Source organism: Variovorax sp. PCZ-1 (assembly GCF_018413605.1).
In the GTDB taxonomy this organism is placed as follows: domain Bacteria; phylum Pseudomonadota; class Gammaproteobacteria; order Burkholderiales; family Burkholderiaceae_C; genus JANMDU01.
Map to the genome: position 1 here is coordinate 349,436 of NZ_JAHCDN010000001.1, position 18,975 is coordinate 368,410.

Annotated in this window: 16 protein-coding genes; 6 read left to right on the forward strand and 10 right to left on the reverse strand. The window is 54.5% G+C overall.

Annotation, left to right across the window (positions count from 1 at the left end; all coding sequences use genetic code 11):
• Positions 1-21: 21 nt before the first annotated feature.
• Positions 22-1,629 (reverse strand): cryptochrome/photolyase family protein, encoded by a 1,608-nt coding sequence (locus KIH26_RS01790; RefSeq protein ID WP_213441853.1) that lies wholly within the window; start codon positions 1,627-1,629, stop codon positions 22-24.
• A gap of 53 nt (positions 1,630-1,682) precedes the next feature.
• Between KIH26_RS01790 and folK the strand changes: the two genes are divergently transcribed.
• Entirely contained in the window at positions 1,683-2,162 is a 480-nt protein-coding gene (gene folK / locus KIH26_RS01795; protein WP_213441855.1) for a 2-amino-4-hydroxy-6-hydroxymethyldihydropteridine diphosphokinase, read from the forward strand.
• A 1-nt stretch (position 2,163) separates the two neighbouring features.
• Here folK and KIH26_RS01800 read toward each other — a convergent pair whose 3' ends face one another.
• The 5 genes from KIH26_RS01800 to KIH26_RS01820 all read right to left on the reverse strand — a co-directional run bounded on the left by KIH26_RS01800 (position 2,164) and on the right by KIH26_RS01820 (position 9,711).
• Positions 2,164-3,294: a DSD1 family PLP-dependent enzyme gene (locus KIH26_RS01800; RefSeq protein WP_213441857.1), complete on the reverse strand. Its 1,131-nt coding sequence runs from the start codon at positions 3,292-3,294 to the stop codon at positions 2,164-2,166.
• The gene (locus tag KIH26_RS01805) at positions 3,291-4,175 is read right to left on the reverse strand and encodes a DMT family transporter (RefSeq protein ID WP_213441859.1); all 885 of its coding nucleotides are present in this window, start codon (positions 4,173-4,175) and stop codon (positions 3,291-3,293) included. The genes KIH26_RS01800 and KIH26_RS01805 overlap by 4 nt, the downstream gene beginning before the upstream one ends.
• A gap of 247 nt (positions 4,176-4,422) precedes the next feature.
• Positions 4,423-4,947, reverse strand: a complete 525-nt coding sequence (locus KIH26_RS01810; RefSeq protein WP_213441861.1) for a methylated-DNA--[protein]-cysteine S-methyltransferase — start codon at positions 4,945-4,947, stop codon at positions 4,423-4,425.
• A gap of 71 nt (positions 4,948-5,018) precedes the next feature.
• A complete protein-coding gene (locus KIH26_RS01815) occupies positions 5,019-6,572 on the reverse strand; it encodes a DNA-3-methyladenine glycosylase 2 family protein (protein WP_213441863.1) in 1,554 nt (517 codons plus the stop codon).
• Positions 6,573-6,711: 139 nt separating this feature from the next.
• Positions 6,712-9,711 carry a hypothetical protein gene (locus tag KIH26_RS01820; protein WP_213441865.1) on the reverse strand — a complete coding sequence of 1,000 codons (3,000 nt, stop codon included), beginning with the start codon at positions 9,709-9,711 and terminating at the stop codon, positions 6,712-6,714.
• Between the two features lie 182 nt (positions 9,712-9,893).
• Here KIH26_RS01820 and KIH26_RS01825 point away from each other — a divergent pair, with 182 nt between their 5' ends.
• From KIH26_RS01825 to KIH26_RS01835, 3 genes are read left to right on the forward strand one after another with little or no spacing between them, the layout of a single operon-like run.
• Complete coding sequence (locus tag KIH26_RS01825; RefSeq protein ID WP_213441867.1) at positions 9,894-10,580, forward strand: HAD family hydrolase; 687 nt, start codon at positions 9,894-9,896, stop codon at positions 10,578-10,580.
• Entirely contained in the window at positions 10,581-10,949 is a 369-nt protein-coding gene (locus KIH26_RS01830) for a Rieske (2Fe-2S) protein (protein ID WP_213441869.1), read from the forward strand.
• A 33-nt stretch (positions 10,950-10,982) separates the two neighbouring features.
• A complete protein-coding gene (locus KIH26_RS01835) occupies positions 10,983-12,068 on the forward strand; it encodes a S49 family peptidase (RefSeq protein ID WP_249660912.1) in 1,086 nt (361 codons plus the stop codon).
• 111 nt (positions 12,069-12,179) lie between these two features.
• On the opposite strand, the gene KIH26_RS01840 is transcribed toward KIH26_RS01835, so the two are convergent.
• A complete protein-coding gene (locus KIH26_RS01840) occupies positions 12,180-12,734 on the reverse strand; it encodes a PAS and helix-turn-helix domain-containing protein (RefSeq protein ID WP_213441871.1) in 555 nt (184 codons plus the stop codon).
• Positions 12,735-12,839: 105 nt separating this feature from the next.
• Here KIH26_RS01840 and KIH26_RS01845 point away from each other — a divergent pair, with 105 nt between their 5' ends.
• Together KIH26_RS01845 and KIH26_RS01850 are read left to right on the forward strand one after the other, a co-directional pair.
• Positions 12,840-13,547: a CoA transferase subunit A gene (locus KIH26_RS01845; protein ID WP_213441873.1), complete on the forward strand. Its 708-nt coding sequence runs from the start codon at positions 12,840-12,842 to the stop codon at positions 13,545-13,547.
• A 2-nt stretch (positions 13,548-13,549) separates the two neighbouring features.
• On the forward strand, positions 13,550-14,188 hold the full coding sequence (locus KIH26_RS01850; protein ID WP_213441875.1) for a CoA transferase subunit B: 639 nt from the start codon (positions 13,550-13,552) through the stop codon (positions 14,186-14,188).
• A gap of 314 nt (positions 14,189-14,502) precedes the next feature.
• Here the strand turns inward: KIH26_RS01850 and glmM are convergent, their stop codons facing one another.
• From glmM to ftsH, 3 genes are all read right to left on the reverse strand, one after another.
• Positions 14,503-15,837: a phosphoglucosamine mutase gene (gene glmM / locus KIH26_RS01855; RefSeq protein WP_213441877.1), complete on the reverse strand. Its 1,335-nt coding sequence runs from the start codon at positions 15,835-15,837 to the stop codon at positions 14,503-14,505.
• Positions 15,838-15,945: 108 nt separating this feature from the next.
• Positions 15,946-16,824, reverse strand: a complete 879-nt coding sequence (gene folP / locus KIH26_RS01860; protein WP_213441879.1) for a dihydropteroate synthase — start codon at positions 16,822-16,824, stop codon at positions 15,946-15,948.
• Positions 16,825-16,903: 79 nt separating this feature from the next.
• A complete protein-coding gene (gene ftsH, locus KIH26_RS01865; RefSeq protein WP_213441881.1) occupies positions 16,904-18,829 on the reverse strand; it encodes an ATP-dependent zinc metalloprotease FtsH in 1,926 nt (641 codons plus the stop codon).
• Positions 18,830-18,975 lie beyond the last annotated feature (146 nt).

The following is an 18,975-nucleotide window of genomic DNA, read 5'->3' on the forward strand; positions in this document are numbered from 1 at the left end:
CGTGATCAACGAATCTTGAAATTACAAACCATCCAAGTCAGACAACATCTCCTTAGCACGAGCCCTGAGAGCCTTACGTTCATCATCCGTCATCCGCTGCAAATTCTTAACCATCAATGCCGTTCGCGGATTACCAGCAAACTCTTTCTCATGCACATCCAAGAAATTCCAATACAGCACCGTCATTGGGCAAGCGTCTTGGCCAGTGCGCACCTCGGGTGAATACGCGCAGCCTTGGCAATAGTTACTCATGCGCTTCACATACGCACCGCTGGCTACATACGGCTTGCTCGTGAAGCGTCCGCCGTTGGCAAAGAGCGCCATGCCTGCGGTATTCGGCAGCTCCACCCATTCCACGGCATCGACATAGACTGCCAAATACCAATCACACAAAGCTTGCGGCTTGATTTGCGCCGTGACGCCAAACATACCGGTGATCATCAAGCGCTGGATGTGATGTGAGTAGCCGTTTTGTAGCGTCTGCTCAATACTGTTTTTCATACAGTTCATCTGGGTGTTGCCAGTCCAATACCATTTGGGCAGCGCATTTTGATGATCGTAAAAGTTGTCTTTGGCAAGCTGGGGCATGTCCAGAAAATACACCCCTCGCATGAACTCGCGCCAGCCGAGGATTTGACGAATGAAGCCTTCTGCACTCGGGAGATCCACCTTGCCAGATCGGTAGCATTTCTCAGCAGCTTGAATGACTTCGAGCGGATGGAGCAGCTTGAGATTCAGTGATGAAGAGAGCAAAGAATGCCAGCCAAAATCCAGATGTGTCCACATCGCGTCTTGATGCGGGCCAAAGAAGGGCAGGCGCAGCTTGATGAAATCATCGAGGGCTTGGAGGGCTTGTTCGCGTGTGACGGGCCAGTTGAATGTGTCTAAATTGCCAGGATGATCTGCAAACTGCTTGTTCACCAGCTTGATCACATCTTGGGTGATGGCATCATGTTTGTATTCGCGTACTGCAGGCACACCTTGTGGCCCACTTTTGCCGAAACTCTTGCGATTGTCTGCATCAAAATTCCATTGCCCACCCTCTGGCTCGGCGCTGCCCTTTTTGCCTGCCATCAAGATGTGATGCTTCTTGCGCATCACTCGGTAGAAAAATTCCATGCGCAGCGTCGTGCTCTTACCTGCCCATTGGCGAAATTCGGAGAGATCGCAGAGGAAGTGTGTATCTGGCAGCCATTGCATGGATTTTTTTAAGCGATTTATGCTGTTTGCCGGCACAGAATCTGCGCGAAATGCTATTAAATGCATAGTATCGTCAAGTTGCTGTCTGACCCGCCAATCCCCAGGTTCTACAGCAATCACAGCTTGTGGTGAGTACGTTTTGATCACAGCCTGCAGTCCGTCAGCGAGACTGACATCCGCTTCTTTATCCAGTTGCCGATAAATCACTGGCCAGCCTCGGTCTTCCAAGTCTTTCGCAAAATGGCGCATCGCAGAGAGAAAGAGCGCTGTGCGAATCTTGTGGCTCCATACATGGGTCGATTCTTCTCGCGCTTCAATCATGAGCACTGCATCTTGCTTGGGATCAAAATCTACAAAAGCAGAAGATTCGCGATCGAGTTGATCGCCCAGAATCAAGACGAGATGGCGAACTGTTTTTGGAATTTTCATGTCGGGATTGTGCGCATCATGCAAAGCCATTGCAGCATGCTAGGATTTGATCCATGACCAGCGCTGCAAACCGAGACCCTGTGAATGCCTACATCGCTCTGGGCGCAAATTTAGGCGATGCGCAGCGAAGTGTGCAAGATGCGATGCAACAGATCGCGCAGTTACCCCAAACGCAATTGCTCTCCTGCTCATCGCTGTATCGCACCGCACCGATTGAAAGCAGTGGGGGTGACTACATCAATGCAGTTGTGAAGGTTTTATGCAATTTGCCGGCATATTCATTGCTCACCATGCTACAAAAAATAGAGCATGAGGCTGGACGTGAAAGACCGTATCGCAATGCTCCGCGCAGCTTGGATTTGGATCTTCTGCTGTATGGCAGTGCTCGCATCGACAGCGAAAAACTGAGCGTGCCGCATCCACGAATGCGAGACAGAGCCTTTGTATTGCTGCCTTTGCAAGAGATCGCGCCAGAATTGGTCTCACGCGCTGATCTGCTGCGTGTGGCCGATCAGCGCATCACGCGATTGTGATTTACCAGCCGTAAAACCGCGGCCAAGTGGCAAGCACTTGATCGCCTTGCACAGCTTGATATTCGGGGAATTGTGCGGCAGTGGCGCAGGCATGGTTAGGCATGATGCGAAGCAGGGTGCCAACGGGTAGTGTTTGGGTCATGTTGTGATCCATCTCGCCCATGCGCGCGATGATGCCGTGTTCTTGGTTGGCGCTGTCCATCACATAGCCTGGCAAGGGTGTGCAATTCACATCGCAGACTTGGCCGTAGCCAAAATCATGCGATTGCTTTTGCGTGCCGCGATCTCGGCTCATGGCCATCCAGCCCGCATCCACAATCGCCCAGCCCTTCTCAGCTTGGTGGCCGATCACTGTGGTGAGCACGGAAAGAGCGATATCGTCCTCATGGCATACCCCCACATTGCGCATCACCAAATCAAAGAACACATAAACACCAGCGCGCACTTCCGTGACGCCATCCAGTTGCAGGGCGTTCAGAGCAGTCGGCGTGGAGCCCACGCTGACCACGGGGCAAATGAAACCAGCTTCGCGCAGGCGCTGGGCTGCGCGCACACAGCGTGAGCGCTCTTGCTCGGCCATGGCTTGCAGCGCAGCAGGCGTAGAAAGCGCATAGCTTGCTCCAGCATGTGTCATCACACCTTGGAGGGCGCCAGCTTGAGCCAGGATGCGGCCAATGCTGATCAAGTCTTCGCTTTCTGGTTGCACCCCGGAGCGATGGCCGTCGGTATCGATCTCGATCAGCACTTCAAAGGCCACATCATTTTGCGATGCGTAATCAGCAATGGCTGATGCAGCTTCTGCACTGTCAGCGATGATTTTGAGAGCGCATCCTTTCTGAATCAGCGCAGCTGCTTGACGAAGCTTAGGAGCGGCCATGCCTACAGCATAGAGAATGTCTGTGATACCGGCGGCAAAAAATTGCTCGGCTTCTTTGAGCGTTGATACCGTGATGCCGCGTGCACCCGCTTCGATCTGCGCCTTGGCAATGGGCAAGCATTTGGTCGTCTTCACATGCGGGCGGAAGGCTACTTTCAAATCGTTCATGCGCGTTTGCATGAGCGCAATATTGCGCTGCATGCGGGCGGTGTCCACCAGGGCGGCGGGGGTGTTGAGTTCGGTCAGCTGTGTCATGGCGCGGTCTTGGATGAACCAAATTTAAGCACACCCGTGGAAAGTGCTGTACCCAAAATAATGATCGCACCGCAGATCACCATGGTGAGCGTGATTTTTTCGCTGAGCAGAATCGCACCATAGGCGACGCCGAAAACCGGAATCAAGAACGTGACGGCGACTGCGCGCGCGGGGCCGGCGCGTTCGATGATGCGGAAATACATGATGTAAGCCACAGCAGTGCAGAAAAATGCGAGCATCACAATCGCTCCCCAAGCTTGCAAGCCAGGCGCTTGCGTAGGCATCGACATCATGCCTGGCACGGCGAGCAACAGGGCTGCGCCGATCTGGCTGCCGGTGGCGCTGGCCAATGGCGGCACGCCGGTGAGGTATTTCTTGGTGTAGCTGGCTGCAATGCCATAGCAAAGCGTGGCGAGTAAACAAGCGAGCACAGCCATGCCGGGCGAGGCTGCACCGGCTTTGAAGGTGGCCTTATCCCAGGAGAGTGCGGCGACGCCAGCAAAGCCAATCACCAAGCCCAGAATCCGTGAGCTGGCAGGTCGGTCTTTCAACCACAACCAAGCCACGAGTGCACCCCAGAGCGGAACGGTGGCGTTGAGGATGGACGACAAGCCAGTGCTGATATGAAGCACGGCAAATGAGAACAAGGCGAATGGGATGCCGCTGTTGAGCATGCCAACGAAAAGAATCGGGCGGTAGTTTTTCTTCAATGCATCAAATTGACCGCGCCATGCCAGCAACGGCAGTAAAAAGACGGAGGCGAGCAAAACCCGCAGGAAGGCGGTGAGGAAGGGGCCAAAGTCTGATGCGCCCAGCTTCATCAGCAGGAAAGATGCGCCCCAGATGGCGGCGAGTAGGATGAATTCGATAGCGATGGGCATGGTTTATGTTTGTCAAAGGAGAAATTAAATACCGGACGCAAAGGGCGCAAAAGTTGCGCAAAAGACGCAAAAAAGACAACAATAAATGTGAAGGGGAATTTAAAGAATGCCTTGCTTTGAAATTATCAGCACACATTGCTGTTTGAATGATGATACTTCCGAAGCTATTGATGCAATGGATGGATATTTTTTGCGTCTTTTGCGCAACTTTTGCGCCCTTTGCGTCCGGTATTTGTACTAGAGATCTTCAAATCAATACTCCCTCTAGCCTAAGCAATTCAATCTTCTTCTCCAGACCACCCGCATACCCCGTGAGTGAGCCATCTTTGCCAAGCACACGGTGGCAGGGCACGAGGATACCAATCGGATTGCGGCCAACTGCTGCACCTACTGCGCGCACAGCGGCGGGTTTGTTGATTTGCTCGGCGATTGCGCCGTAGCTTGTGGAGCCGCCCATGGGAATACGCAGCAGAGCTTGCCACACGCTTTGTTGAAATTCAGTGCCTTGGTTCAGATCGAGTGGCAGCGCTTTGCCAAAACTGAAATCTTCGGCAGTCATCTCGCCTGCGAAGTAAGGATTGAGCTGCGTCATCGCCGCGTGCATATAGCGATGCTCGCCGCGCTGGAAGCGCTGCGCATCATTGAAATCTGGCAGATGCCTTTGCTCACCAAACCAGAGCCCACTCAAGCCTTGATCAGAAGCGGAGAGCCAAAGCGGGCCTAGGGGTGATGCAAAGCTGTGAAGAAGATGAGGGGTGTGCTGAGGTGTCATTTTTAAAGCCTTTTCAGTAGATTGCCGGCGTATTCACTGCGCAAAGTGCTATCGAAATAATAGTGTTGGTTTTAACGATGCAAACCTGCCCAAACGCGGAAAACGGCATAGCTGCGCCACGGCCGCCATGCTTGTGAGGCCACCTCGGCAAGCTTGGCACGTTTACCTGGGCTCTGCTCATCTCGCAAACCGAGTGCATTGTGCAGGGCAATATCGCCAGCGGGAAAGGCATCGGGCCAGCGCAGTGCGCGCATAGCGATGTAATTCGCTGTCCATTCGCCGATACCAGGCAGCTCTGTGAGTTGCTCGATCACCTTGAGCGGCTGAGGGGGTGAATTCAGATTCAACTCACCGCTGGCCACGGCGCGCGAGACAGCGATCAAAGCCGCCTGACGTTGCTTGACGATGCCCAAAGCGCCCAAACTCTCCGGCGAAGCTTGCGCGAGAGTTTGCGGTTTGGGAAAGCAGCGCGAGATCTGCGGCCAGGGTGTTTGAATCTCCTCGCCAAAAGTTTGCAACACGCGTTGCGTGAAGGTGCGCCCAGCGGCCACGGTGACTTGCTGGCCGAGAATCGCACGCACAGCGATTTCAAAACCCTCCAAGCTGCCGGGCACGCGCATACCAACACCTGCTTTGAAACTTGAATCCAATGCGGTATCAATCGCTGCAGGATCAGCATCCAAATCAAATGCGGCGCGCAGCCGCTTCGTGATCAGTGGCAAAGCTGGTGCGAAGGCTTCGCTCATGCGCACGCGCAACTGATTTTTTTCTAGATCGGGTGTGGCCTCTAGCCAACCAGAGAGCCATTGACCTTGGTGTTCAATACCTAGGCTGCGAATGAGGCTTTTTAAGCCATTTTCAGATGAAAAATGGCCTTTCGCCTGCATAGAACCTGCGCGAGGTGCTATGAATTCCATAGTATTGAGTTGTCGCTCCTGCCAGAAGGCGAGCAAAGCTTGCGCGTCATACGGTGGGCGGAATCCGAGCTGAATCTGAATGCTGCCATGCTCTTGCTGTAATGGGGTACTCGTCTCAGCACCTTGCTTGCGCAATCTCGTCGGTGGCATACCGTAATGCTCTGAGAAAGCGGCATTGAAACGCCGCAGGCTGCCAAAGCCGCTGGAGAGCGCCACATCGGTGATGGGCAACTTCGTATCAGAGAGCAAAGCTTTTGCGGAAAGCAAGCGCCGCGTTTGCAAATACTGTAGCGGGCTCACGCCCAGATGCGCCTCCACAATGCGTCGCAAATGCCGCTCACTCACGCCCACTTGGCTTGCGATCTGAGCAATAGAGCTGTCATCGCCCGCCAGTGCAGCGTCGCCCAGTAATTTCACCGCCTGAGAAGCCAACATTTTGGAAGCATCCAGAGTTGACCATACCGGCTCATTGGACAGCGGCGCCAACTCAGGCCGGCAACGCAAACAAGGCCGAAACCCCGCGCTCTCAGCCTGCGCCGCATGCACATAAAACCGGCAATTTTCCCGTTTCGGCGCTTTCACACGGCACACTGGCCGGCAGTAAATCCCCGTCGAAGTCACCGCAGTAAAAAACTGCCCATCAAAGCGCGCATCGCGGCTCTTGAGGGCGAGGTAGCAAGCGTCGGAATCAATGGGTTGGGAGAGCATTCCCAGATGATACGCCGTACGCTGCAAGTAATTCGCCGTTTTCGGACATGTGAAACAGCCATAAAAAAACCCTGCCAGATATCTCTGGCAGGGTTGTGAGGATGAGCTGAATTTGGAAATTTAGCTTAAGTTCTATAACTCAAGGCGCTGGGCAAGGACCAGCCGTGCAGGTTGACGCGTTAGCAATGTCAAAGCTGGGGTTACCCGACAGGATCTTGAAGATCGCGTTCGTTGCTTCACGGTTCAGACGTTGAGAATACGTCTTGTTGTTCAAAACATCTTCGTTGCCAAAGTACACTGAGCCGTTGTGTTCGATCAAGAGCGTACGACCGTTGCGTTGTGCATCTATGCCAGCCGGAGTGGCTGCAAAGCGAAGTACGTTCTTGCCGCCTTCAGAGGTCACGCTCCAAGTGCTGTCGAGTACCGCCACACAGCCTGTGGTAAAGAACGTACTGCTGCTTTGATCGCACATGAACCAACGCATACCATTGCCGGTGGTGTCAAAGGCGACGCGCAGACGTTTCTGACCTGTCGTGCCAGCTGCCGGCGTAGCATAGCTTTGATAGGTGTAAATGCCCAACGTGGTACCACCCGTCGCTGTGCCACTGTTGTAGTTGCCAGAGTAGGATGCACGCATGGCTGCTAGGTTGGCAAAACTGACTGTGCCATTGAGCACCTGGCTGGCTGTGAACAACTGTGGCGATGAGCTGATCGTTTGACCGACTTGGAATCGCAACCTAGAACCGGCAGGGAAGACGGCTGCGTTGTAGGCGACGTCGATTGGATCGACGCTGTTGGCGGGAACGTTCGGGCCGTAGTTGCTGTAATCACGGCCAAAGTCAAAGCTGCCATACAAACGCATATCAGCAATCGTGGTGGAGATGCTCTTGCCTGTCAGATCCACATCAAGCGACGTGGCTGAGTCCGTGGAATAGTTGCAGAAGCTGCCGCCACGTGGGTTAAGCGTGAAGAGGCTGATACCGATACCATTGCTTGGGCATTGGTTGTCCACGCCATCTGAGGTTTTCCATACGCCACCGATGAGGTACATCGTGTTGCGTGCGAAGGGCTGCGGCACACCATCCACAGAATTGAAGCGAACTTCGGTAGATGTGCCGCCCGTTTGCGATGAATTGACTTGGGAGTTGAAGGCACGCAGACTGAAGGTGTCTGATCCGCTGGCGTTTGTTCCGTAGCGCATATCGCGCAACCATGAACCGAACTCTGAAGCGACCGGGGCGACGGGATCGGTGTGCGATGTCACGCCTGCGAACTGAGCACGCATCGCATTCCATGCGGTCACGTTCATGCGCACGGAGGTGTCTGTGGACAAAATGTCTTTGAAGCCATAGAACACAGCGCCACCACGCTCAACGTACAAGCGGTTGCTCTTACGTAGCGCGAGCAATTCAGACGGTAGTGAAGCGAACTTGAGAACGCGGGCGTCACCTAAAGCTTCAATGGTGTAGGTGGTATCCATCAAGAATGAGCTACCCACGCTGCAATTGGTGTTGATGTTGGGCGTAGCGTTGCGGCGGCATTGCCAAATGCGGGCGTTGCCGGTAGTAGGCGTCAACGCTTGGTACATCACACGGTAGTTTTTGACGGCTTGCATGCCTGCCACCTGATATGAACCATCGGGGAACTGGCCTATGCCGTCCGTGTTACCACCGTTCGGTGTGCCGCTGTTGAAATTGCCGGGGTAGTACTGAATCATTTCGTCAAGGTTTGCTGCAAACGGCCATTTCTCAAAAGCAGTCGCAGTCGTATTTTTGTTCACGCGAACCTTGCTAGCCAAATCCTGTCCAATTGGTGTGGACAAGCGGGTGACGACTTGATAGCGCAGTTGTGATCCAGCTGGGAATACGGCATTTTGGTCTGCTACCAAGCTGGGTGCGCCAGCCCAAGTGCTGTAGCCATCTAAGCCAGAGGCGCGCACGCGCGAGATGACAGCAGTGATGGATTGACCTGAAATATCTTCCGTTGATCGGCGGCTTGAATCACGGTAGGTGCTGCAATAGCTGGATTCGCCTGGAGCAGTCGCTGTTGCATCCTTGTACACGAGTGCTTCAAAACCATCGGATGGGCAGGCATACCAGCTGCTCGTAGCTTCGTTGTAGTAACTCTGGTTACGAACATAAGGGAAGGCTGTGGAGTTAACGCGCACATCGTTGGCGCGTTTGAAGCCATCAGGTCGTGCCACATCATCGCCCGTGAAGACGCGGTAGTTCCAATTTGTGGGGCTGGTGTAGCGGAAATCGCGCAGTGTGACGAAGGGCGTTGGCGTGGTGACGGTATTGGTGTCTGTCGTAGCTGCAACAATTGTGCTGGCAATCTGCGCTTGTGTTGCAACAGTAGCAGAAGTGATGCCTTGGCTTGCAGCCAAGTTAGCTGCTGTGATGGTGGAGCTGCCAGTTGAACTTGCCACCGAGTTAGCTAATGCGCTGAGGTTGTTGACCACAACGACTGAGAGCAAGGCTTGCGTTTGTGCCTCGGGCACATTAGCCGTGGCGGCTGTAGCGCCTACTTCTTGCTTGAGTGCGGTGATGATCTGAGCAATCGTGCCAGCGCGAGCGGCATCAGAGTTGGTCGCACGTAGCGCTACGAAGTTGTCTAATGGCGAGATCGTCATCCCCAATTGCTGCTTGACCAGTTCAATGGCTGCGGCTGGATCGGTCGTGCCAGAAGCTTGCATCACTTCTTGCACGATGGTTGTGATGGGGCTGACGAACAAAGACGCGCCAGTGTCTGTATTGGCGGGTGCCTTGAGCGTATAAGCCACACTGACTGGGCCGGTGTCGGCATCAATCGCACCGACTGGCACGATGGCTATGACAGCGTGTTTACCTGCTTCTGAGGCTGGAACTGACAGGGAGTAAGCGCCATTTGCACCCGTATCGGCTGAAACAGGCTCACCGGTGTCGCAACGGCCGTTATCGTTTAAGTCGTAGCACACACGCGCACCTTGGATCAGGCCATCGGCAACAACGCCAGACAAACTCACGGGTGCAGCGCTGACAGGCGGTGTCGTTCCTCCGCCGCCGCCACCACCACCTCCGCAAGCTGATAGCACCAATGCCCCAGACAGAGCGGCTGCTATCGATAGCAGTGCTGTCTGGTGTGGGATCTGTATCTTCATGATGACTCCTAGGTTGAACATGAACAGGAAAAGGCAAAATAAATAGGCTGAAAGTTGTCAGTATTTATTTCTGACACGCGTTTTTACATTTCGTAAACTGAGCTGTCATCACCAGAACAGATGAGGGACAACAAAAATCATCAGTTTTGATGAGAGGGTTTTTTCGGGTTTACCATTGCCTTATGTCCAGCATTTCCACTTCTCAGCGCCACTTCGACTGCATCACCTTCGACTGGGATGGCACGCTCTTTGACTCCACGGCCATCATCACGCGCTGCATCCAGGGCGCAGTTGCTGAGGTGGGCGGCACGGTACCTTCCGATAAAGAAGCTTCCTATGTGATTGGCCTCGGGCTGATGCAGGCGCTAGCGCATGCTGCGCCTGATGTGCCGAAAGAGAAGTATCCAGCGCTGGGCGAGGCTTACAAGCGGCAATGGGCGCTGCATGTGGATGACATCAGCTTTTTCCCCGGTACGATGCCGATGCTGCGCGACTTGCAAGCGCGAGGAAAAAAGCTCGCCGTGGCGACGGGCAAATCTCGCCGCGGGCTCGATGAGGTGTTGCAGCGAGAGCTCGATGGCATCAAGCTCTCGCATTTATTTGACGCGACGCGTACGGCAGATCAAACGGCAGGTAAACCGGATCCCCTGATGTTGAACGAGCTCATGCAAGAATTGGATGTGAAACCAGAGCGCATGCTGATGATTGGCGACACCACGCACGACTTGCTGCTTGCGCGCAATGCGGGCGTAGCGAGTGTGGGCGTGAGCTTTGGCGCGCATGCGCATGCAGACTTTGCGCAGTATGAGCCATTGTTTGTGGCTCACAGCATGAAAGAACTTCACGTTTGGTTATTGGAGAATGCTTGAATGAGCGATGCGGTGATCCCCCTGTGCAATAGCGCTGATCTGCAAAACGGTGGCAAGGCTGTGCCTTTTGATGTGAATTTCGCGGGGCAGACATGCACAGCTTTCGCCATTCGCTACCAAGGCGCCGTGCATGCTTATCTGAACCGTTGCACCCATGTGGCGATGGAGCTTGATTGGCAGCCGGGGCAGTTTTTTGATGACACGGGGCAATGGCTGCTCTGCTCCACGCATGGTGCGGCATACAAGCCAGATACGGGCGAATGCGGCGGCGGGCCCTGCCGAGGTGGTTTGGTGAAAATCTCACTCCTTGAATCTGACGGTGTGGTGCATTGGCAGACGGCTTACAACTTGAAGCCTCTGGATTTCTAACTATTTGCCCTCAATTACGGGGACAATCAGATCATGAACGACACACCCTCTCCGCAAGACAAATCAGCTGCGCCATCCGATATGGATGCTGCGCTTTACGAATCCCTGAAAAAACATCAGCAAAATACGGATACCGCCGGCGTAGAATCTGCGCAAAGTGCTATCAAAAAAGGAGCGATGGACTCACTCGGCTGGGAGCGTGCCACGCTCGAAAAACTTGCCTTCGCCGCCCTCAACGAGCAAAAAGCAGCGCGCCGCTGGAAAACTTTTGTGCGCCTAGCATGGCTCGCATTCTTCATCGTACTTTTTTGGTTCATGTTCAGCGGCTCGCGTAGCGGCACCAGCAGCGCTGATGTGGGCTCGGCGCATACGGCCGTGATTGAGATTCGCGGCGAGATCATGTCGGGCAGCGATGCAAGTGCAGAGTTTGTGGTGGCCGCCTTGAAGAGTGCGTTTGAGGACAGCACCGCGCAAGGCATCGTGTTACTGATCAATTCACCCGGTGGTAGCCCCGTGCAAGCAGGCATGATCAATGATGAAATTCGCCGCTTGAAAGCGATCCATAAAAAGCCGGTGTATGCGGTGGTGGAAGAGACTTGCGCCAGTGCCGCCTACTACATTGCTGTGGCTGCTGATGCGATCTATGTGGATAAAGCGAGCATCGTTGGCTCGATAGGTGTGCTGATGGACAGCTTCGGTTTCACTGGTCTGATGGAGAAGCTGGGTGTAGAGCGCCGTTTGATGACGGCGGGTGAAAATAAAGGCTTCCTCGATCCTTTCAGTCCGCAAACTGAGCCACAAAAGCAGCATGCACAAGCCATGCTCAATCAAATTCACAAGCAGTTCATTGATACGGTGAAAGAAGGTCGCGGTAAAAAACTCAAAGAAACACCAGACATGTTCAGCGGCCTTTTTTGGAGCGGCCAACAAGCCATCGAGATGGGCTTGGCTGATAGCTTGGGAACGCTGGATTCGGTGGCGCGCGATGTGATCAAGGCGGAAGAGCTGGTCGATTACACCAAGCGAGACAACGTGGCTGAGCGCTTGGCAAAGCGCTTTGGTGCGGCAGTGGGCGAAGGCGCTTTCAAAGCGGCGCGCGCGTTACCCCAGCTTCGTTGACAACAGCTTCTATTGCTGATTCCATTCGCCCTGAGCTTGTCGAAGGGTGTTTTTGAGGCTTCGACAAGCTCAGCCCGAACGGGATTGAAGCAAAACGAATAGTAAGAAGGCTTAACCCGCCATCAGCTTATGCACCAGATCTGCCGTGGTGTGAGATTTGTATTTGCGCATCAGACGAGCGCGGTAGATTTCTACGGTGCGGTGGCTGATCTTCAAGTTTTTCCCGGTTTGCTTGGCGGTGAGGCCTTCCAGTAAATAAGCGGCTACCTCTCGCTCGCGTGGCGTGAGCTCGGCTTTCACGGGGCGCATGGCGGATAAATCTTCAAAGCTCCAGATGCCAGATTCGTGCGGCTTTTTCGTGTTGAGCGCGCGGCCTGTGACGTGACACCAAAACAGCTCGCCGTTCATGCGCTTCATCAAGCGATCATCGGCATAGCGGCCTTTTTTGCCATCTTGTCCGATCAGAGGTGCGATGCGCTCGCCGGTGCGCTCGTATTCCTGCATGCTCGGGTAAAGCACAGCGAAGCTCTGGCCAATCAGCACATCGCGGCTTGTGCCAAACATTTCGCACAAGGCTTGATTGCAATCCACCATCACGCGCTCGCGCGAGAGCGCCAAGCCAATCGGCGCGAGATCGAATGCTGTTTGATAGTCGATGACCGACATATTCTTGTCTCCTACCGCTCTCGAGAAATACCTTACGAAACACTACGTATCATTTTACGTAGTATCGTAGCGCATTCAGAGTATCCATATTCAGGAGACAAACCCGTGAACAAAATTTATCCAAGCGCAGCAGCGGCCTTAGATGGCGTGGTGCGCGATGGCCAGCTCATCGCCGTCGGCGGCTTCGGCCTCTGCGGCATTCCCGAAGCCCTGATCGACGCGCTGCGTGACAGCGGCATGAAAAATCTCACCGCGATTTCCAACAACGCGGGCGTCGATGATTTCGGCCTCGGCAAACTCTTGCAAACCCGCCAGATCACCAAAATGATCTCGTCCTACGTGGGCGAAAACAAAGAATTCGAGCGCCAATACCTCGCAGGCGAGCTGGCGCTGGAATTCACGCCGCAAGGCACGCTGGCCGAGAAGCTGCGCGCAGGCGGCGCTGGCATTCCCGCTTTCTTCACCAAGACTGGCGTGGGCACGCTCGTGGCCGAAGGCAAAGAGCTGCGCGAGTTTGATGGCGAGACCTATGTGATGGAGCGTGCGCTGCTGCCCGATGTGGCTTTGGTGAAAGCGGATGTGGCCGATAAGAGCGGCAATCTGCGCTTCAATCTCACAGCGCGCAACTTCAATCCCGCTGCTGCCATGGCTGGTAAGGTCTGTATCGTTGAGGTAGAAAAAATCGTCGAAACCGGCCAACTCGCGCCAGACGATATTCACTTGCCCGGCATTTACGTGCATCGCATCGTGCTCAATGCATCGCCAGAAAAGCGCATTGAAAAGCGCACCATCACCGAGACAAAAGGAGTTTGATCATGCCTTGGACACAAGACCAAATGGCTGCCCGCGCAGCTCGCGAACTCGAAGACGGTTTCTACGTCAACCTCGGCATCGGCATCCCCACCCTGGTGGCCAACCATGTGCCCTACGACAAAGAAGTGTGGCTGCAATCTGAGAACGGCATGCTCGGCATCGGCCCGTTTCCCACAGAAGATGAAGTCGATCCCGACCTCATCAACGCCGGCAAACAAACCGTCACCACCATCAAAGGCTCCAGCATCTTCGGCAGCCACGAGAGCTTCGCCATGATTCGCGGCGGTAAGATCAATCTCTCCATCCTCGGTGCGATGCAGGTGAGCGAAAAAGGCGATCTCGCCAACTGGATGATCCCCGGCAAAATGGTCAAAGGCATGGGCGGCGCCATGGATCTGGTCGCAGGCGTGAAGCGCGTCATCGTGCTGATGGAGCATGTCGCCAAAAAGAAAGACGGCACAGAAGACATGAAAATCTTGCCCTCCTGCACACTCCCGCTCACAGGCGTAGGCGTGGTCGATCGCATCATCACCGATTTGGGTGTGTTTGATGTCGTGCCCGAAGGCTTGAAGATTGTGGAGCTGGCAGATGGCGTGACGAAAGAGTTTGTGCAGAGTAAGACGGGTGTTAGCTTACATTGACTGAATAGATTCACTTTGAGGTACTTTACATGGCTAAAGTTAGCTTGCATCCGCAGCACATGTACTGTCGAGAACTCAAGTATGAGGACGACATAGGCAGTTTTTCAATGACGGTTGAAGACACTCCCTCGGGCGACGAACTGCTTGTTTGGGCACTCAATATCCCTGGAGACGAAGAGCGACGCAATCATGTGATCCAAGAATTGCGAGCTAGCCTACCTAAAATTACGCGGCATCGGATGGTGCTTATTGATGGAGCGAGCTGACTCCAAACCTGATCAAGGATAGGTTGACCAGAGCATTCCTATGAATGCTTAACTTGCGCTGATCACATCCACTAAGCGTTGTGCGCAGCTTTTGGCGATAGTCGCATCCTGCGCCTCCACCATCACACGTACGACAGGCTCGGTGCCACTGGCTCGGATGAGGACGCGGCCTGTGTTGCCTAGTTGCTTCTCGATCTCGGCTTGCGTGGGCGCTAACTTGGGATTGGCTTTCCAATCTTGACCGGGCTTGAGGCGCACGTTGATGAGCTCTTGGGGGAAGAGTTTGACATCGCCTAGGAGATCAGCCAGCGATTTGCCGCTGCGTTGCACGGCTTGCAGGACTTGCAGGGCGGAGATGATGCCGTCGCCTGTGGTGTGTTTGTCGAGCGCGAGCAAATGGCCTGAGCCTTCGCCGCCCAAGAGCCAGCCGTGTTTTTCGAGCTCTTCTAAAACGTATCTGTCGCCTACTTTTGCGCGAACGAATTGCACGCCTTTGGCTTTCAAAGCGACTTCAACGGCCATATTGGTCATCAGTGTGCCCACTGCTCCAGGAACAGCTTCACCGCGCTGCAAGCGCTCGTTGACCATGAGATAGAGGACTTCATCGCCATTGAACAAGCGGCCATCAGCGGAGACGATTTGCAAGCGATCTGCATCGCCATCGAGGGCGATGCCGTAGTGCGCGTGATTGGCTTTGACGGCGCGGATCAGGGCTTCGGGATGCGTTGCACCCACGCCGTCGTTGATGTTGATGCCATCGGGTGCGCAGCCAATAGCGATGACTTCTGCGCCCAGCTCGTGGAAGACTTTGGGGGCGATTTGGTAGGCTGCGCCGTGTGCGGCGTCCACCACGATTTTTAGGCCTTTGAGGGTGAGGTCGTTCGCAAACGTGCTCTTGGCGAATTCGATGTAGCGGCCGGCGGCATCGTCCAAGCGGCGGGATTTACCTAAAGCTGCACTGCTTTCCCAAACTGGAGCTTCTTGCAAGGCGGCTTCGACAGCCAGCTCCCAAGTGTCTGGTAGCTTGGTGCCTTGCGCGCTGAAGAATTTGATACCGTTATCAGGGTAGGCGTTGTGGCTGGCGGAGATGACGACGCCCAGACTGGCTCTTAAAGCGCGCGTCAAATAGGCCACGCCAGGCGTGGGCAAAGGGCCGAGCAGCACGACATCTACACCAGCAGAATTGAAGCCCGATTCCAGCGCCGATTCGAGCATGTAGCCGGAGATGCGGGTGTCTTTGCCGATGAGCACGGTCGGACGGGATTCCGTTTTTCGCAGCACTTGACCGACAGCATGACCGAGGCGCAGCATGAAATCAGGCGTGATGGGGGCTTGGCCGACTGTGCCGCGAATACCGTCTGTGCCGAAGTATTGTCTGCTCATGATGCGATGCTTATAAAGCTGTTTTATGTATTAATTTTAAGGCAAAAGTGGCATTTCGCCGGCTACGCACCTGCGCGAGATGCTATGAAATCAATAGTATGAATGATCTCAAAAAGCATCCTGCTTGCAAGTGGCTTGCCACACTGCAAGTGCTTGCGCCGTCTCTCGCACATCATGCACGCGCAGTACGCTCGCGCCGCGCTCGAGCGCAAGCAGCGCAGCGGCCACGCTGGGAATCACACGATCCTTCGCATCTTGCAGACCCGTGACTGCACCGAGTGATGATTTGCGAGACCAGCCGGCGAGTAGTGGGAAGCCGAGTTCGAGCAATTCGCGTTGTCTTGCCAGCAGCGAAAAATTCTGGGCCACAGTTTTTCCGAAACCAATACCGGGATCAATCAGTAAGCGGGTTTTAAGATCAAAACTGGCCTTTTCCCCATATGGAATCTGCGCGAGATGCTCATAAAAAGATAGCAAATCGTTCCTCACTCGCGCTACCACATCTTCGCTCTCTGGTAGCGGATCCAGTTGCATGGTTTGCGGATCGCGGTGCATGTGCATCATGACGAGGCCACAGCGGCCATGATCCATCACCACTTGCGCTGCCTTCACGCCTGCATCCGCGCGGCGAAAGCCCCAAATGTCGTTGATGATGTCTGCGCCTTCATCCAGCGCGGCTTGCATGACTTGCGGCTTGTAGGTGTCCACACTGATCGGCACGCCGAGTTTCAATGCTTCTTTTAAAACTGGTATCAAACGAGCGAGCTCATCTTCTAGTGACACAGGCGGCGCGCCGGGGCGGGAGGATTCAGCGCCGAGATCAAGAATATCCGCGCCATCTTTGATCAGTTGCTCTACATGCTTGAGTGCGCTAAAGGTCGAATCAAACTGTCCACCGTCCGAGAATGAATCCGGTGTGAGATTCACAATGCCCATCAATTTGGGCTGCGTGAGATCAATTTTGAAGCGTGTGGTCTGCCAAATCATCTTTGCATTGTGCCGAAAATTGCTGCGCAAAAAAAACGGGGCATGAAGCCCCGTTCGTTTTCGTATGACAACTGCAAGCTTAAGCAGCAGTCGGCGCAGGCTGAGTCGCCACCGGCGCATTGCCCGAGCCGCCATCACCACCACCTTGCGATGGATTGCGGGGCACCCAGTCTTTGGGTGCTGTGGGCGCTTTGCCAGCCATGATGTCATCGAGCTGGCTCATATCGATGGTTTCCCATTCGAGCAAGGCTTTGGCCATGGCGTGCATTTTGTCGCTATGCTCTTCGATGAGCTTGCGAGCCAAGCTGTATTGCGTGTCGATGATTTTGCGCACTTCGCCATCCACCTTTTGCATGGTGACTTCGCTCATGTTCGTCGTTTTCGTCACGCTGCGGCCAAGGAACACTTCGCCCTCGTTTTCCGCATAGACCATCGGGCCGAGGGCTTCGGTCATGCCGTAGCGGGTGACCATATCGCGAGCAATCGAGGTGGCGCGCTCAAAGTCATTCGAAGCGCCAGTGGTCATTTGGTTCATGAACACTTCTTCTGCGATGCGGCCGCCAAAGAGCATGGCGATTTGATTCAGCATGAATTCTTTGTCGTAGCTGTAGCGGTCTTTCTCGGGCAGGCTCATCGTCACGCCGAGGGCACGGCCACGCGGGATGATGGTGACTTTATGCACCGGATCGCATTTGGGCAGCAAGCGGCCAATGAGCGCATGGCCGGCTTCGTGATACGCCGTGTTGCGGCGCTCTTCCTCGGGCATGATCATGCTCTTGCGCTCGGGGCCCATGAGGATTTTGTCTTTGGCTTTTTCAAAGTCCGTCATCTCCACCACACGGGCATTGCGGCGCGCAGCCATGAGAGCGGCTTCATTGCAGAGGTTGGCCAAATCAGCGCCACTCATACCGGGCGTGCCGCGAGCGATCACGCTGGCGTTCACATCTTGACCCATGGGGATCTTGCGCATGTGCACATTGAGAATCTGCTCACGGCCACGAATATCGGGCAAGGTCACATAGACCTGACGGTCAAAACGGCCCGGGCGCAGCAAGGCGGCATCCAAAATGTCTGGCCGGTTCGTTGCAGCCACCACGATCACGCCAAGATTGGTTTCAAAGCCATCCATCTCCACGAGCATTTGGTTCAGCGTCTGCTCGCGTTCGTCGTTACCACCGCCGAGGCCTGCGCCACGCTGGCGGCCTACCGCGTCAATCTCGTCGATGAAGATGATGCAAGGTGCATTCTTCTTCGCGTTTTCAAACATATCACGCACACGCGATGCGCCCACGCCGACGAACATTTCAACGAAGTCTGAGCCGGAGATGGAGAAGAAAGGTACTTTCGCCTCGCCAGCGATCGATTTTGCCAGCAGTGTCTTACCAGTGCCGGGAGGGCCAACGAGCAAGAGGCCGCGCGGAATGCGCCCGCCGAGTTTCTGGAATTTGGAAGGGTCTTTGAGGAAGTCAACAACCTCTTTCACTTCTTCCTTCGCCTCATCACAGCCTGCTACATCAGCAAACGTGACAGTGTTGTTGTTCTCATCGAGCATGCGCGCTTTGGATTTGCCAAAGCTGAACGCGCCGCCTTTGCCGCCGCCTTGCATCTGGCGCATGAAATAGATCCACACGCCGATGAAGAGCAGCATCGGTGCCCAGTTGATCAAGATGGAAAGCAGGAAAGAGCCTTCTTCTGGCTGTGCAGCGTTGAATTCCACGCCATTCTTTACAAGGTCGTTCACCAACTGGTAATCACCGGGGTCAACCAGCGAATAGCGTGCGCCATCTTTCGGGATCACATTGATGACCGAAGGCTTGCCGGGGCTGCGCTGAATCTCGACCTTTTTGATCTTGCCGCGCTGCACGTCATCGATGAACTGCGAATACAGCACCTGCTGGCCGGGCGGGCTCACGCGGTTTTCAAACTGCTTGAAAACTGTGAACAAAATCAGCGCGATAACGAGCCAGACCGCGACTTTAGAAAACCATTGGTTGTTGTTGTTCAAGAGAACACTCCATGCGAAAAGCCATCTTTCCGCTTCATTGATCAAAGATAAGCTTCATTTTAGGCTTTTCAAGCACTGCCCCTTCGCCAAGCGCCTATATCACCTTAGGGATTTCGTGCTTTATGTGGCAGTTTTGAAGCTGTTGT